This is a genomic window from Solwaraspora sp. WMMA2080, assembly GCF_027497395.1.
Classification (GTDB): Bacteria; Actinomycetota; Actinomycetes; order Mycobacteriales; family Micromonosporaceae; genus Micromonospora_E.
The window spans coordinates 1020823-1035431 of sequence record NZ_CP114910.1 but is presented as its reverse complement, the minus strand read 5'-3'; the positions used below and the strand labels follow the sequence as shown (position 1 = coordinate 1035431).

The window sequence follows — 14609 nt, the reverse complement described above, 5'->3', positions numbered from 1 at the left end:
TGATCAGCCCGGCTGCGGGCCGGGCAGGATCCGGCGCAGCTGGCCGGGCACCGCCAGGCGGCGACGCCACTCCCGGGGGTAGCCCACCGACACCTCCTCGAAGCGCACGCCGTCGTAGACGGTGGTGCGCGGGATGTGCAGGTGGCCGTAGACCATCACCGCCGCCCGGTACCGCAGGTGCCAGTCGGCGGTCCGGTCGGTGCCGCACCACATGGCGAACTCCGGGTAGTGCAGCACGTCCATTGGCGTGCGCACCAGCGGGTAGTGGTTGATCAGGACGGTGGGCAGTTGCGGTCCCACCTCGGCGAGACGCTCCTCGGTCTCCGCCAGCCGTTGCCAGCACCACTGCTCCCGGGTCGGGAACGGGTCCGGGTGCAGCATCGCCTCGTCGGTGCAGACGATGCCGGTGCGGTGTGCGTACGCGAGCCCTTCCGCCTTGGTGCCGGTGCCCGGTGGCAGGAAGCTGTAGTCGTACAGGGTGAACAACGGTGCCACCGCCGCCGGTCCGCCGGCACCGGACCAGATCAGGTACGGGTCCTCCGGGGTTCGCACGTCGAGCGACCGGCAGAGGTCGACCAGGTGCGCGTAGCGCTCCACGCCGCGCAGCTGTACCGGGTCGTGCGCGGTGGTCCACAGTTCGTGGTTGCCCGGTGACCAGATCACCTCGGCGAACCGCTCGCGCAGCGTGGCCAGTGCCCACCGCACGTCGGCGATCGTCTCGGCGACGTCGCCGGCGACGATCAGCCAGTCCTGCGGCGCCGGCGCCGCCAGGTCGGCGACGATCTGGCGGTTCTCCGGGTACGCGATGTGCAGGTCGCTGATCGCCCACAGCGTCGGTGCCGTCCCCGTGGCCTCCCCGTCGCCGCCGATCTGCCGTACCATCACCGTGGCCGCCTCCCGTCCGCGTTCCGTCTCCGGTCCACCGCCGGTATCGATCATCCGGTACGCGGCCGCCGAGCGGTAGCCCGCCCGCCGATCGACGTCGGCGGGGGTCACCCCGGTCCGAGGCCCCCACCACGACCGGCGACGCCCGCGCTGGCCGCGACCACCTCCCGGTTCTCGCCACGCCGCCGGCCCTCAGGCTCCGGCCCGGCGGCCCGGGTCACCCCGGATCGCTCGGCTGACTCGTCGCTGCTGGTCCGGCGGTCACTCCGGCCGACCAGGTGTAGCCGGCCGTCCTCGTCGAAGCGGCCCAGGTCCCCGCTGTGGTAAAGCAGCTCACCCGGGATCTCCGTGAACGGATTGGCGACGTACCCGGCAGCGGCGCGCCATGGCGTGCCGTGCCGGCCGGGGCCGACGCCGGCCCCACCGATCAGAATCGCGCCGGTGGCGCCGGGCGGCAGCAGCCGCAGCCGATGGTCGGCGACGAGCAGGTGGCAGTTGTCGACCGGCTGACCGACCGGGATGACGTCACCGTCTGTCTCGCCCACCCGGTGGTAGGCGACGGCGGCCGTCCCGACCGGACCGTACCCGGTGCTGACCTCGACCTGCGGTAGCAGGCGTCGCAGCCGGCGGGCGCTTGCCGGCCGCAGTCCCGGACCCGGCACCACGACATGCCGCAGGCTGGCAAGACGCCCGGCGACCGCAGCGTCCCGCTCAATCGCCGCCACCATCGCGTCGAGCGTGTCCGGCTCTGTTTCGATCATCGTCACCTGCTCGGCCGCGACGACGGCGACCACGGTGGACAGATCCGGCCGACCAGCGGCGGGGGGCGGCAGCACCAGCCGTCCACCGGTCGTCAACGGCCAGATAAGGTTGCCGACGGCCGGACCCGGCCCGAGGCCGCCCGGCAGCACGACCTCGCCGCCGGTGACGGCGAAGAAGCGGGTCATGAAGTGCACCCGGTCCGTCAGTGCCACATGCCGACTGACGGTGCAGCGCGGCACCCCGTCCCCGGCGGCGGTGACCAGGGCGTGCGCCGGGTCGTCAGGCGTCCCGGTCGGTTCCGGGCGCCGGGGCGACGGCGGGACCTGACCCGGCCGTACGTCGATCACGCGTGCGCCGGACAGCGCCGGGTCCCCGGGCGGCGCGGCGGCAAGCACGGGCGCACCGGGCACCGAGGCCAGCACGGTCCGTAGCCTGGCCGGGGACCAGCGCGGGTCGACGGTGACGTGGACGGCCCTGATCTTGAGCAACGCAAGACTGGCCACCGACAGCGCCGGGCCGGCGGCGAGCAGTACCGGCACCGGATCGCCGGCCCGTACACCGACCTCGGCCAGGGACGCGGCCAGTCCGTTGGCGGCGTCGTCCAGTTCACGGTAGGTCAGGCGGCCCCCCGGGCCGCTGACCGCGACCCGCCCCGGATGCCGGTCCACCGCCTGCTCGACCAGCAGGGACAGCGGACGGAACGGCCCACGGTCCACCCGACGACCGGCGTACCGGTCGAGGAGCAGGTCACGCGAGGCACCGCTGATGCCGGCGGTGCGCCAGCTGGCCTGGCCGGGTTCGTCGACCAGTTCGCGCAGCACCTCCGCGTACAGCTCGGCGACCGCCGGCAGGCAGTGCCGCCACGGGTCCCCGCCGGGGCAGCTGGCGTGGATGGTCAGGTGGTTCGCGGTGACCCGCCAGTCGATGCGGGCGGTGGGTGGGCCGGGCGGGGCCGCCACCCCGGTGGTCGCCCGCACCAGCAGGGCGTCCCGCCGCTCCGGCAGCAGGTCCACCGGGCGCAGCCGCCGGGACAGCCAGGAGCGGACCGCCGGTCCGGCCAGATGGCGCAGTTGCTCAGGGGGATCGACCAGGTCGAGGCCGAGCGTCGCCGTGGTCGACCGGATCGGCACCGGCCGGTCCAACCGGGCTGCGGTCTCCAGCGCGGCGAGCGCACCGAAAACGGCCGCCTGGGCTTCGTCGATCGACGTCCGGCCGCCGGCACAGGACGTGCGGTAGGTCGCCACAGTCGGGGCCACCCGGGTGGATGCCGCCGTCCCGTCGCTGGCCTGGACACGTTCGGATGCCATTCCGCTGTCCTCCCCTGGCGACGGCGCGCCGCCGATCGACACGACCACAAACTCACTGCGATCGGACCATCACCCAGAGAGGTTATGCCAAATAGGCGGAGGTGAAAACATCTAACTTTGCGTGACGACTATTTCCGACAACACGTACTCCCACTCCCCTACGCCACATAGTTCCTATCCGGCACATGCCGGAAAGGCGGTGGGGCGCCGTGACGACCTTCCAGTTCGGCCGACACGGCGCCACCGGCCGAACGCGAATACTCCCGCTCGGTGGCTAATGCCGGCTTTCAGCGGGTCGGAAAGTCGTCCGCACTGCGAATCCGTTCCCGAATCCAGACGCCCGCTTCCTTGAGCGGGGCGGTACCGGCGTAGGAGCCACTGCCGCACACACCGGCACGGAAGACCGCCCCGGAGCGGAAGTCGTCGGAGTAGTTCCAGTTCACCCAGCTGATCTTGCGCGATTCCAGCAGGTCGATCCACAACTGAGCGTTGACCAGATCGTTGGCTCCGTCGCCGGTGTAGGTCTGGATGCCGAACTCGGTGACGAACATCGGCAGCTGGTCCGCCGCCCGCGACAGCGCCGAGCGGTACGCGTCGTGGTGCGACCCGGCGTAGAAGTGGAAGGTGTACATGATGTTGGTCGCGGCCACCGGATTCGCGATGACCTCGGCCTCACTGCCGCCTTCCGACACGCCCAGCGACGACCAGGCCCGGGTGCCGACCAACACGACGCCGTCCGGGTCGGCCGCCCTGATCACCGGAATGACCTGCTCGGCATAGCTCTTGATCCCGGCCCAGCCGACTCCGTTCGGCTCATTGGCGATCTCGTAGAGGACGTTCGGCTTGCCGGCGTGCCGCTGGGCAATCTCGGCGAAGAAGGTCTTCGCCCGGTCCAGGTTGTAGTTGGGGTCACCCGGGGTCAGCATGTGCCAGTCGACAATGGCGTACATGCCGCGGGCGGTCGCCTCGTCGATCAGTCCGTGCACCCGGTCGGTGAAGCCGCGCGGATCGGTCTCGTAGCCGCCCTCCTGGATGTACATCGAGATCCGCAGGACGTCGGCCCGCCAGTCGGTGGCGAGCGTGTCCAGCGAGGCATCGTCAAGACACTGGGCGTACCACTGCAGTCCGTGCGTGCTCATGCCGCGCAACTGGATCGGGTGGCCGTGCTGGTTGCACAGGTTGACCCCGCAGACCCGCAACTGGCCGTTGATCGCGACCGGCGTGGTGCCGGTCGGCGGTGGGGTCGTCGGTGGAGCCGTCGTCGGCGGCGGGGTGGTCGGAGCCGGTCCGCCGGCGCAGTCGGCCCCGTTGACCGTACAGTTGCCGGGTGTGCCGCTGCCGACGACGATGAACCCGAACGTCGTGCTGCCGCCGGCCGCGATGGTGCCGTTCCAACTGGCGTTGTCGAATGTGTACCGGTTACCGACAGTGGTCGACCGCGCGTTCCACGACGAACTGATCCGGCTGCCGGCCGGCAGGTCGAAGCCCACCTGCCAGGAGGTGATGGTGCCGGCCGTGTCGTTGGTGACGGTGAACCGGCCCTCGTAGCCACTGCCCCAGTCGTTGACCTTCACGAAGGCCGCAGTGGCGGCGCTGGCCGACGGCGCGAGCAGGGCCACCGCCCCGACGACGGCCGCCGCTAGTCCTCCGACTGCGACGACAAATCTCCAACGACGCACGACGCCCTCCCTCAGGTCAGCGGGCACAACATATCGACGTGCGACGTTAAACGGGATCTTCAGTAAGGTCAACCGTCGAGGTTGGACCGCCGGTCCAGCTGTCCCACAGCCGCCGGTAGTCGCCGTCGGCGGCGATCAACTCGTCGTGCGTACCCGAGGCCACGACCCGGCCGGCGTCGAGCACCACGATCCGATCGGCCCGCCGGGCCTGGGTGAGCCGGTGCGCGACGATCAGAGTCGTCCGGCCGGCGGTCGCGGCGAACGCGGCCCGTTCCAGGTCCCGCGCCCCGGCGCTGCCCGCCTCAGCCGTCGCCTCGTCGAGGATCGCCACGTCCGGATCGGCCAGCACCAGCCGGGCCAGGGCGAGCTGCTGCGCCTGGGCGGCGGTCGGCTGGTGACCGCCCTCACCGACTACGCTGTCGATGCCGTCCGGCAATGCCCGGACCCAGCCGAGCGCGCCGACCGTGGCCAGCGCATCGGTGATCTCGTCGGTGGTGGCGTCTGCGCGGGCCAGCCGCAGATCCTCGGCCAGTGGGCCGGCGAACACGTGCACGTCCTGGCTGACCAGCGCGATCCTGCCGGCGAGCCCCGGGTGACCGGCACGGTCCGGCCCGGCGACCGGCACCCCGCCGAGCCGGACCGTGCCCGCGATCGGCCGGAGCAGGCCGGCGACCACGCCGGCCAGGGTGCTCTTGCCCGCGCCGCTGGCCCCGACCAGCGCCACCCGTTGCCCCGGCTCGACACGCAGGGTCACGTCGCGCAGCACCAGCGGGCCGTCCTCGTACCGGTGGCTGACGTCGTCGATCTCGATCCCGGTGTCGGCTGGCACGACCGGCCCGGTCGCGGCCGGCGTCGGGGGCAGGTCGGCCACCCCCACCAGTCGCGCCAGGCTGGCCCCGGCCTGCTGGACCTGGTCGAACTCGGCGACCAGTGCGCCGAGGGGATTGAACAGCCGGTGAAAGTACAGCGCAGCGGCCGTGGTAGCCCCGACCGTCACCAGGTCCGCCCGCACCAGCAGGAAGCCGACCACCAGGACCGAGGTCAGGCCGACACACTCGGCCCGGTTGAGCCGGGAGCCGAACCGGGTGAACATCCGCAGCACGGACACCGACAGGTCGCGCGACGCCGCCGAACGCTGCTCGATCTCGGCGAGATGCGCCGCCTCCAGCCGGTACGCGCGGACCGTCGCCGCGCCGCGCAACGCGCCGATCATCGCCTGGGACCGTTCCCCGGTGACGACCCGTTCCCGGGCGTAGTACGGTCCCGAGCGGGGCAGATACCAGCGCAGCGCCAGCAGGTACATCGGCACCGCGGTCAGCCCGGCCAGGCCGAGTCGCCAGTCCAGCGCGAACAGTCCGGCGACGGTGAGCCCGACGGTCAGCAGCGCGGACACCAGTACCGGCGCGGTGTCGGTGATCACCTGGGTCACCACCGACACGTCGTCACCGACCCGGGCCAGCAGGTCGCCGGTGCCGGTGCGGTCCAGCGTCTGACCGGGCAGGTGCAGAGCGCGGTCGAGCACCCGTTCGCGCAGCCGGGCGAGCACGGTCTCGCCGGTCCGGGCGACCAGCGCGGCACCGATGCCGGTCAGTACGGCGCCGACGGTGGCCGCGAGCACGATCAGCACCACCGAACGGACCACCTCGCCGGTGCCGACGCCGGCTCGGATGTCGTCGACCATGACACCGAGCGCCCAGGGTGCGACCAGCCCACTGGCGCTGGCCGCCAGGACGGTCACCAGCGCGGATCCACTCAGCACACCGGCGCGGCGCAGCTGCCCGCCGAGCACCAGCCAGGTCCGCGCGCCGGTGGCGGTCGGCAGCCGGTCGCGGGCAGGACCGGTCATCGCAGCACCGCCGCGCGGTAGGTCGGGTCAGTCCGGACGAGACCGTGGTGCGGTGCGACGCCCACCACCCGACCTGCGGCCAGGACGCAGACCCGGTCGGCCCTGCTGAGCAACGCCGGGCTGCTGGTCACCACCAGGGTGGCCGGTGCTCCGGGCTCGACTGCCGGATTCACCGTACGGCTGTGGCGGGCCGCCCGCAGACCGGCCGCCAGTCGTTCCTCGGTTGTCGCGTCGACCGCCGTCGTCGGATCGTGCAGCACCAGGATCGGCGGGTCCGCGGCCAGCGCCCGGGCCAGCCCGATCCGCTGTCGCTGGCCACCGGAGAGGCTGGCGCCCCGGTCGGTGACCGGATGGTCGAGCCCGGCGGGATGCGCCGCGACGATATCGTCCGCGCAGGCAGCGCCGACCGCCGCCGGCAACGGATCCGCGGTCTGACCGGGTCGGATCAGCAGGTTGCTGCGCAGCGTGCCGGCGAACAGCGCCGTGTCGTGCGGTTCGACCAGGACCCGTTCGCGCAGGCCGTCGAGGGTCAGTTCGGCGACCGGTACGCCGTCCACCGCCACCGTCCCCCGATGGTCGTCGGCGGCGACGGCGCCGCGCAGCAGGTCGAGCAGCGCTTGGGCGTCGCGCGGCTCGTACGCCACCACTGCGAGCAGCTCTCCCGCCGCCAGCCGCAGGTCGACGTCGCGCAGTGAGCGGTGGCTGACCCTGGTCAGTGCCAGGCGCACCGGCTGCGGCCGGGCCACCGGACGCTGGCCGGGCAGCACGGCGGGTGGCGCGGCGAGCACCCGGGCGACCCGTTCGGCCGAGGCCCGCGCGGCGGCGGCGAGCTGACCACAGAAGCCGAGTACACGGACCGGCTCGGCGATGAACTGGGCCAGACCAACCACGGTGATGAACTCACCGACGCCGATCCGGCCCCGGACCGCCATCGCGCCGGCCGCGCCCGCGACGCCGGCCAGGAGCAGCCCGCTGGCACCGGCGGTGATCCCCTGGTAGACGCCGGCCATGGTGGTCGCCCGCAGGGTCACCTGGAGGGTGTGCCGGCTCGACTCGCGGTAGCGCCGGGCCGCGTTGCGCTGCGCGCCGAATCCGCGCAGCGCACCCAGCCCGTTGACCAGGTCGGTGGCGAGCGCGGTGGTCGCCCCGGCGGCGGCCTGCTGCGCGCCGGTACGCCGGATGACCACTGGGGCGAGCGCCTGCAGGGCCAGCACCAGCGCCGGCACGCCGAGCAGGACACCAAGGCCGAGCGGCACGTCGATGGTGAGCAGGACCACGGACGAGACCGCCAGCGCCGCCACGGCGGCGACGGCGACCGTGGCGGCCCGGATGATCAACGCGGTCCGTTCGGCGTCGGCGGCGGCGATGGCGAGCAGCTCGCCGGAGCGAAGCCCGGTGCGGTGCCCGCGTGGGTCGAGTGCGCGCCCGGCGACCTCCACCCGGAGCCGGTGGGTCTCCCGGTGGATCGCGGTCTCGGTCAGCCGGGCACCGAACCGCCAGGCGAAGGTAAGGACGGTGAACAGAGCGGCCAGTCCGGCCACCGAGACCGCGAGCGCTGTCCAGTCGCCGGTCGCGACGGCCTGCTCGACGATCAGTCCGATGGCCAGCGGTACCGCCGCTTCGGCCGCCTGGTGCAGGCTGAGCAGTACGACACCGGCGGTGAGCCGGCCGCGGTGCCGGCGCAGGGTGCGCCGCAGCAGCCGGGCCGTGGTCAGCGGGGCGGGTCGGGGTACGGGCACGGCAGGTCTCTCTCCGGCGGGGTCGGTGACGGTCCGGCTCACCGACCGGCTACCGGTGAGCCGAGGCTAACCTAAGCCGCGACCGGGCTCCATCGTCGATCACCGGCACCGGACATGACAGTCGCCACGTTGGGGTGACATCCGGTCCACCATGAGATAGGTTATTCTCAGATTGAGTTGTTCTTAATCAGAGACTTTCTAGTAACGAGAAGGACCGCGATGTCGGAGGCCGAGTTCCTCGCCAGCTACGACCCCCGGGCGTTCCCGCCGGTCGCCGTGACCGTCGACGTGGTGGCGCTGACCATCCGCGACGCACAGCTGCACGTGCTGCTCGTGCGGCGGGGCGCGCCGCCACACGAAGGGGCCTGGGCGCTACCCGGCGGCTTCGTCCAGCCCGACGAGGACCTGCCCACCGCCGCCGCCCGGGAGCTGGCCGAGGAGACCGGGCTGGACACCCGGCCCGGCCGGGCCGCCGCGATGGACCGGGTGCATCTGGAGCAGCTGGCCAGCTACGGCGCACCCGAGCGGGACCCGCGGATGCGGGTGGTCTCCGTGGCGTACCTCGCCTTCGCGCCCGAGCTGCCCGACCCGGCGGCCGGCAGCGACGCCGCCGCAGCGGCCTGGGTGCCGGTGGACGCGCTCGGCCTACCCGAACGGGCCGACCCGGACCGGCCGGTGCGGCAACTGCCCGGCACCAGCCGGCGACTCGCCTTCGACCACGCCCGGATCGTCGTCGACGGCCTGGACCGGGCCCGCGCCAAGCTCGAGTACACCCCACTGGCCACCCGGTTCGTCGGCGACGAGTTCACCGTCAGCGAGCTGCGCAGCGTCTACCAGACCGTCTGGGGTGTCGAACTGCACGCCGGCAACTTCCACCGCAAGGTGCTCTCCGTACCCGGCTTCCTGGAAAGCGTCGGCGCCACCACCGAACGCGGCGGCCCACGCGGCGGACCCCGGTCGCGCATCTACCGGGCCGGCGACGCCCGGCTGCTGCACCCGGCGCTGCTGCGACCCGCCCGGGAGGATGAGGTCAGGTGACCGTGACCGAGGCGATCGAACTCGTCCTGACCGCGCACCACCCGGCCGAGGTGTTCGGCACCGACCAGACGACCGGGCGCTACCACCAGCTGGCCCGGCTGCTGCACCCGGACACCGCCGGGGCGGCCACACCCGACCCGCGCGCCACCGCCGCGTTCATGCAGCTGACCGAGCTGTGGCGGGAGCACCTCGCCGACGGCCGGGACACCGTCACCATCGACACCGGCCGGCACCGGTACGTCGTGGACCGGACCGCCCGCTACACCGGCGACCTCGCCGACCTGTACCGGCACGGCGACGACCAACTGGTGAAGGTGCCCCGGGATCCGGCCAACAACGATCTGATCGCCCGGGAGGCGACCGCGCTGACCCGGCTCGCCGAGCAGGGCGACCCCCGCTACCTGCCGTACGTGCCCCGGGTGGCGGACGAGTTCCGGCACCGCGACACCGGCACCGGCGCCGTCCGGCAGGTCACCGTGCTGGGCACCGCCGCCGGGCTACGCAGCCTCGCCGAGGTACGCCGGGCGTACCCGGACGGGGTCGACGCCCGGGACGCGGCCTGGATGTGGCGGCGGCTGCTGGTCGCGCTCGGCTTCGCCCACCGCGCCGGGCTGGTCCACGGCGCGGTGCTGCCCGACCACGTCCTCATCGAGCCCGACCAGCACGGCGTGGTGCTGGTCGACTGGTGCTACGCCAGCATCGACGCAACGCCGGTGCCGGCGCTGGTCCCGGCGTACGCCGACTGGTACCCCGACGAGATCCGCCGACGCCGCAGTCCCGGGCCCGGCACCGACCTCGCGATGGCCGCCCGCTGCCTCGACTGGCTGACCGGCGGTCAGGCACCGGAACCGATGCGCCGGTTCACCGGCAGCTGCCAACTGGCATCGCTGCGGCAGCGGCCCGACGACGCGTGGCGGCTGCTCGCCGAATTCGACGACCTGCTCGAACGGCTCTGGGGCCGCCGCCGGTTCCGGCCGTTCACCATCCCCGACCGCAATCACCGTTAAGAATCACCCGCTTCGAAGGAGGCCGGACATGGGCAGTGGAGCCTGGTCGACCGACGTGTACCGCGCCGCGAGCGCCTACCGCAAGGCCACCGGCGCCAGCGCGTTCGCCTACAGCGACGGCGGCGCCCGCACCGTCCACCCGACCCTCGACCCGCGCGGCGTCACCGCCCGGGAAAGCCGCGACTCGGCCGAACACCCGCAGTCGCTGGCCGTCGCCGTCCTGTTCGACGTCACCGGATCGATGGGCGGCGTGCCCCGGACGCTGCAGCAGAAGCTGCCGCAGCTGCTCGGCCTGCTGCTGCGCAAGGGCTACGTCACCGACCCGCAGATCCTGTTCGGTGCGATCGGCGACGCGACCTGCGACCGGGTGCCGCTGCAGATCGGCCAGTTCGAGTCGGACAACCGGATGGACGACCACCTGGGCAACATCGTGCTCGAAGGCGGTGGCGGCGGGCAGATGATGGAGTCGTACGAGCTCGCCATGTACTTCATGGCCCGGCACACGTCGATCGACTGCCACGAGCGGCGCGGCAAGCGCGGCTACCTGTTCGTCATCGGCGACGAGATGGCGTACCCCAAGGTCAAGGCCCGCGAGGTTCGGAAGTTCATCGGGGACGACCTGAACGAAGACGTCCCGCTAAGCGCCGTCGTCGACGAGGTCCGTCGCCGGTGGGACACCTACTACCTGATGCCGGCCGGCAGCCACTACGCCGGCAACCGCCGCATCCTCGACTTCTGGCGGGACCTGCTCGGGCAGAACGCCGTCGAACTCGACGACCTCGACGCGGTCTGCGAGACCATCGCCACCACCGTGGCACTCGGCGAAGAGGCCTGCGACCTCGACACCGCCCTGGCCGACCTGCGCGACGTCGGTGCCGGCGACGCCGCCACCACCGTGTCGCGGGCGCTCGCCCGCATCGGCAGCAGCCGCACCCCCGCGGTACGCGGCACCCTGCCGGCCGCCTCGGGCCACGCCGACCGGGTGACCCGGCTGTGAACCCGGTGACCAGCAGCATGACCGGGGACCCGACCGGCCGGCACGTCGCCGTGGTCGACCTCGGCTACGGCGACGCCGGCAAGGGCACCGTCGTCGACTGGCTGTGCGCGAGCCGGCCGGTCGACGCGGTCATCCGGTTCAACGGGGGCGGGCAGGCCGCACACAACGTCGTCCTGCCCGACGGCCGGGCCCACACCTTCGCCCAGTTCGGCGCCGGCACCTTCCACGGCGTACCGACGCACCTGTCCCGGTTCGTGGTCGTCGACCCGCTGGCGTTGGCCGGCGAGGCGACGCACCTGGCCGGGGTCGGGCTGCCCGACGCACTGGACCGGGTGACCGTCGACCGGGAGGCGCTGCTGGCCACCCCGTACCACCGGGCCGCGAACCAGGCCCGGGAGATCGCCCGTGGGGCCGACCGGCACGGCTCCTGCGGGATGGGGGTGGGCGAGAGCATGTCGTACGCTCTCGCCCACCCCGACACCGCGCCCCGGGTCGGCGACTGCCTCGACGAAGGACTGCTGCGACACCGGTTGACCCTGCTGCGTGACCGGCTCACCGCCGAGTTGGGGCCGCTGGACGCCCCGCCGGTGGCGGACACCGTCACCGCGTTCACCGCGTTCGCGCGGCGGGTGTCGATCGTCGACCGGTCATGGACGACCCGGCTACTGCGCGCCGGAACCGTCGTCTTCGAAGGCGCTCAGGGGGTGCTGCTCGACGAGTGGCACGGCTTTCACCCGTACACCACGTGGAGCACCACGACGTACGGCAACGTCGACGCGCTGCTGGCCGAGGCGGGCATGCCCGGTACGGTGACCCGGCTCGGGGTGCTGCGAACCCTCACCCCCCGGCACGGGCCGGGCCCGCTGGTCACCGAGGACCCGGCGCTGCGGCCGCCGGAGCGGCACAACGGCACCAACGCCTGGCAGGGGCGGTTCCGGTTCGGCCACTTCGACGCCGTCGCCCACCGGTACGCGCTCGACGTCACCGGCGGCGTCGACGCCCTCGCGTTGACCCATCTGGACCTGGTCGGCGCGCACCGGCTACGGCTGTGCGCGGCGTACGACTGGACCGACCGGTTGCCGACCGGCCCGCCCGGTGACCTCGACCGGCAGGCGGCGCTGACCGCCCGGCTGCTGACCAGCCGACCCCGGTACGCCACCGACCCGGAGCCCGACCCGGACTCCTGGGTGGCGGCGGTCGAGGCGGCGCTCGGCGTACCGGTGCGGCTGACCTCGCACGGCCCGACCACCGACGACAAGGCCGCCCGGCTCACTGCGGCGGCAGGAAGGTGACCTCGGTCGGCCCGCCGCCGGTGATCACTACCGGCGTGGCGCTGTCGAAGTCGGTGCCGCCATGCCAACTGGTGGTGCCGCCGCAGAGACACTGAATCTTGACCTGCTGCCCCAGGACGACCCGGATCCGCACCTTGGAACCGGAGCCGAGTGATCCGACGCCCACCGACTCACCGGTGGTCACGTTGCGCAGCACCACCCGATTGTCCGAGCCCGCCGGCGGGTCAGGAAAGTTGACGATGGCGGATACGCCACGCTTGACAGTGAAGTCGATGATAGGCGAATTGCCCGGTACAGCGGCCTGGATCAGATCAGCTCGTAGTCGGTTGCCGCCACCGCCGCTCCACTGGTCTGCATGGCCGGGGATCCGGAACAGCAGCGGCCACTCGTACGGGCCGAGCCAGAGAATGCTGAAACTGCCGTCGGAAGCGATCCCGGAGGCGTAGGGCTGCCAGCGGTTCTCCGGCTCCGGGGCGACGATCCCGACGGTGCCGCCCTGCCCTGGGGGCGGGATCTCCTCCGGTGCCGGGAGCTTACCCCGAATCGAGCCACGCCGATCAATGAAGATCGTCGGGGCGGTCTTGGTCTCACCTGGCACCGACGCGGTGATCAAACGAGCCGACTGTTGTGTCCCGGTGCCACCGGACGGCCCCACCCACTGTGACCCGTACATAGTGCTGGGCGGAACGAACGCGAACAGGTTGTACGACCCGGGCGCCGCCACCGGCACGTTCACCCGCCCCAGTCCGGTACTCTTCGGCCGGCACCCGTCCGGGAAGCTGAAGGTGCCTCGCGCGGGAACGGCGATGACGCAGACGCCTTTCATCGGCAGGCCGGTGTCGCGGGCGTACACCCAGGTTTTGATGTACGCCTCGGTAGACTGTGCGGCGGCGGCACGCGCCGGTGGCCCGCCGACCATGGTGACGACGAGGGTTGCGATCACGACCGCCACACCTGTCATCCGGAACCTGGTCACCCTCTGATGGTGCTGGCCATGCACCTCACCAGACGATCCCCTGCTGCTGCCTGCCATGTCGTCACTCCCTATTCAAGGACGTCTGTCCGCGCTACCGCATGTCAAGGTTGATGCCTTCGTAGTAGGCCACGGCAATCGGCGTGGCGCTGGCAAAGTCGGTCCCGCCGTACCAGCGTGTCCCGTCGGGGCAGTGGCACTCGACCTTGACCTGCTGGCCACCGACGACTCGCGCACGAGCTGCGTTCTTCCCCCCGTCGAACTCACCTACCCCCATCACGTCCCTGGTAGCGCTGTTGTAGAACACGACCCGCCCCGCCTGGCCAGTCGGCAAGCTGCTGACCTGGACTCCGAAGGCAGCTCCCCTGAACTGCAGCGTGCGGAACGTGTACCGGTCGGCCGAGCCGCCGACGACCGCGGGAACCGTCTCGGCAAGAAGTCGATTGCCAACCTGCCCGCTCCACAGTGCCCAGTCGAGCTGCGGCCGGAACAACAACGGCCACTCGTACGGCCCGACCCAGTCGATGTCGAACGTCCCGTCGACGTCAACCGGCACGGATCGCGGCTCCTGGTGCACGTCGAGCTCCGGCTGCGCGATGGAGATCAGCCCTGCGGGGTCCCCAGCCCAGTGGTCGACCACGCCGCTAATCGTGGCGCGCGGATCCAGCAGGATCTGTGCGACCCGTTTCGTCTCGCCAGCGGCGAGGGTGACCCGCCGGGCGTCCTGCTGCCTGCCGGTGCCGCCGTCCGGGCCTACCCACTGGGCACCGTACGGGCTGTCCAGCTTCGGCAGGGCGAACAGGTTGTACTGCCCCGGCCCCGGCACGTCGACGGTCACCCGACCACCACCGCCGCTGCGGGCCGGGCACGCGTTCGGCAGGCTGAACGTCGGCACCGGCATGGCCAGCACGCAGACGCCCTTGACCGGCTCGCTGGTGGCCCGGTCGAACACCCGGGTGGTGATGGCGGCACCAACGTCGCTCTCCGAGGCTGGCACCGCCGCCGCGCCGCTGGTCATCACCACTGCCAGCGCTACCCCGGCCGCAACCGACAACAGCCGCCGAGTGTGGCCGGAGCGGACACC

Annotated in this window: 11 protein-coding genes; 4 read left to right on the top strand and 7 right to left on the bottom strand. The window is 72.3% G+C overall.

What is annotated here, in order from left to right:
• Positions 1-3: 3 nt before the first annotated feature.
• The 5 genes from O7543_RS04455 to O7543_RS04435 all read right to left on the bottom strand — a co-directional run bounded on the left by O7543_RS04455 (position 4) and on the right by O7543_RS04435 (position 8218).
• On the bottom strand, positions 4-882 hold the full coding sequence (locus O7543_RS04455) for a metallophosphoesterase (RefSeq protein WP_281555590.1): 879 nt from the start codon (positions 880-882) through the stop codon (positions 4-6).
• A 110-nt stretch (positions 883-992) separates the two neighbouring features.
• Positions 993-2954, bottom strand: a complete 1962-nt coding sequence (locus O7543_RS04450) for an AMP-binding protein (RefSeq protein ID WP_281567343.1) — start codon at positions 2952-2954, stop codon at positions 993-995.
• 287 nt (positions 2955-3241) lie between these two features.
• Positions 3242-4633, bottom strand: coding sequence for a cellulase family glycosylhydrolase (locus O7543_RS04445; RefSeq protein ID WP_281555039.1), 1392 nt, complete (start codon positions 4631-4633; stop codon positions 3242-3244).
• Positions 4634-4679: 46 nt separating this feature from the next.
• Entirely contained in the window at positions 4680-6479 is a 1800-nt protein-coding gene (locus O7543_RS04440) for an ABC transporter ATP-binding protein (RefSeq protein ID WP_281555040.1), read from the bottom strand.
• On the bottom strand, positions 6476-8218 hold the full coding sequence (locus tag O7543_RS04435) for an ABC transporter ATP-binding protein (protein WP_281555041.1): 1743 nt from the start codon (positions 8216-8218) through the stop codon (positions 6476-6478). The genes O7543_RS04440 and O7543_RS04435 overlap by 4 nt, the downstream gene beginning before the upstream one ends.
• A gap of 219 nt (positions 8219-8437) precedes the next feature.
• On the opposite strand from O7543_RS04435, the gene O7543_RS04430 reads away from it, so the two are divergent.
• The 4 genes from O7543_RS04430 to O7543_RS04415 are packed head-to-tail and all read left to right on the top strand — an operon-like array spanning position 8438 to position 12552.
• Positions 8438-9256 (top strand): NUDIX domain-containing protein, encoded by an 819-nt coding sequence (locus O7543_RS04430; protein WP_281555042.1) that lies wholly within the window; start codon positions 8438-8440, stop codon positions 9254-9256.
• Positions 9253-10263 (top strand): serine/threonine protein kinase, encoded by a 1011-nt coding sequence (locus tag O7543_RS04425; protein ID WP_281555043.1) that lies wholly within the window; start codon positions 9253-9255, stop codon positions 10261-10263. The genes O7543_RS04430 and O7543_RS04425 overlap by 4 nt, the downstream gene beginning before the upstream one ends.
• 28 nt (positions 10264-10291) lie before the next feature.
• On the top strand, positions 10292-11260 hold the full coding sequence (locus O7543_RS04420; protein WP_281555044.1) for a hypothetical protein: 969 nt from the start codon (positions 10292-10294) through the stop codon (positions 11258-11260).
• A 17-nt stretch (positions 11261-11277) separates the two neighbouring features.
• Positions 11278-12552: an adenylosuccinate synthetase gene (locus tag O7543_RS04415; RefSeq protein WP_281555591.1), complete on the top strand. Its 1275-nt coding sequence runs from the start codon at positions 11278-11280 to the stop codon at positions 12550-12552.
• Here the strand turns inward: O7543_RS04415 and O7543_RS04410 are convergent.
• Together O7543_RS04410 and O7543_RS04405 are read right to left on the bottom strand one after the other, a co-directional pair.
• The gene (locus O7543_RS04410; RefSeq protein WP_281555045.1) at positions 12530-13528 is read right to left on the bottom strand and encodes a hypothetical protein; all 999 of its coding nucleotides are present in this window, start codon (positions 13526-13528) and stop codon (positions 12530-12532) included. The two genes, O7543_RS04415 and O7543_RS04410, sit on opposite strands and share 23 nt — an antisense overlap.
• Before the next feature lie 91 nt (positions 13529-13619).
• On the bottom strand, positions 13620-14579 hold the full coding sequence (locus tag O7543_RS04405; RefSeq protein ID WP_281555046.1) for a hypothetical protein: 960 nt from the start codon (positions 14577-14579) through the stop codon (positions 13620-13622).
• Positions 14580-14609: the final 30 nt, after the last annotated feature.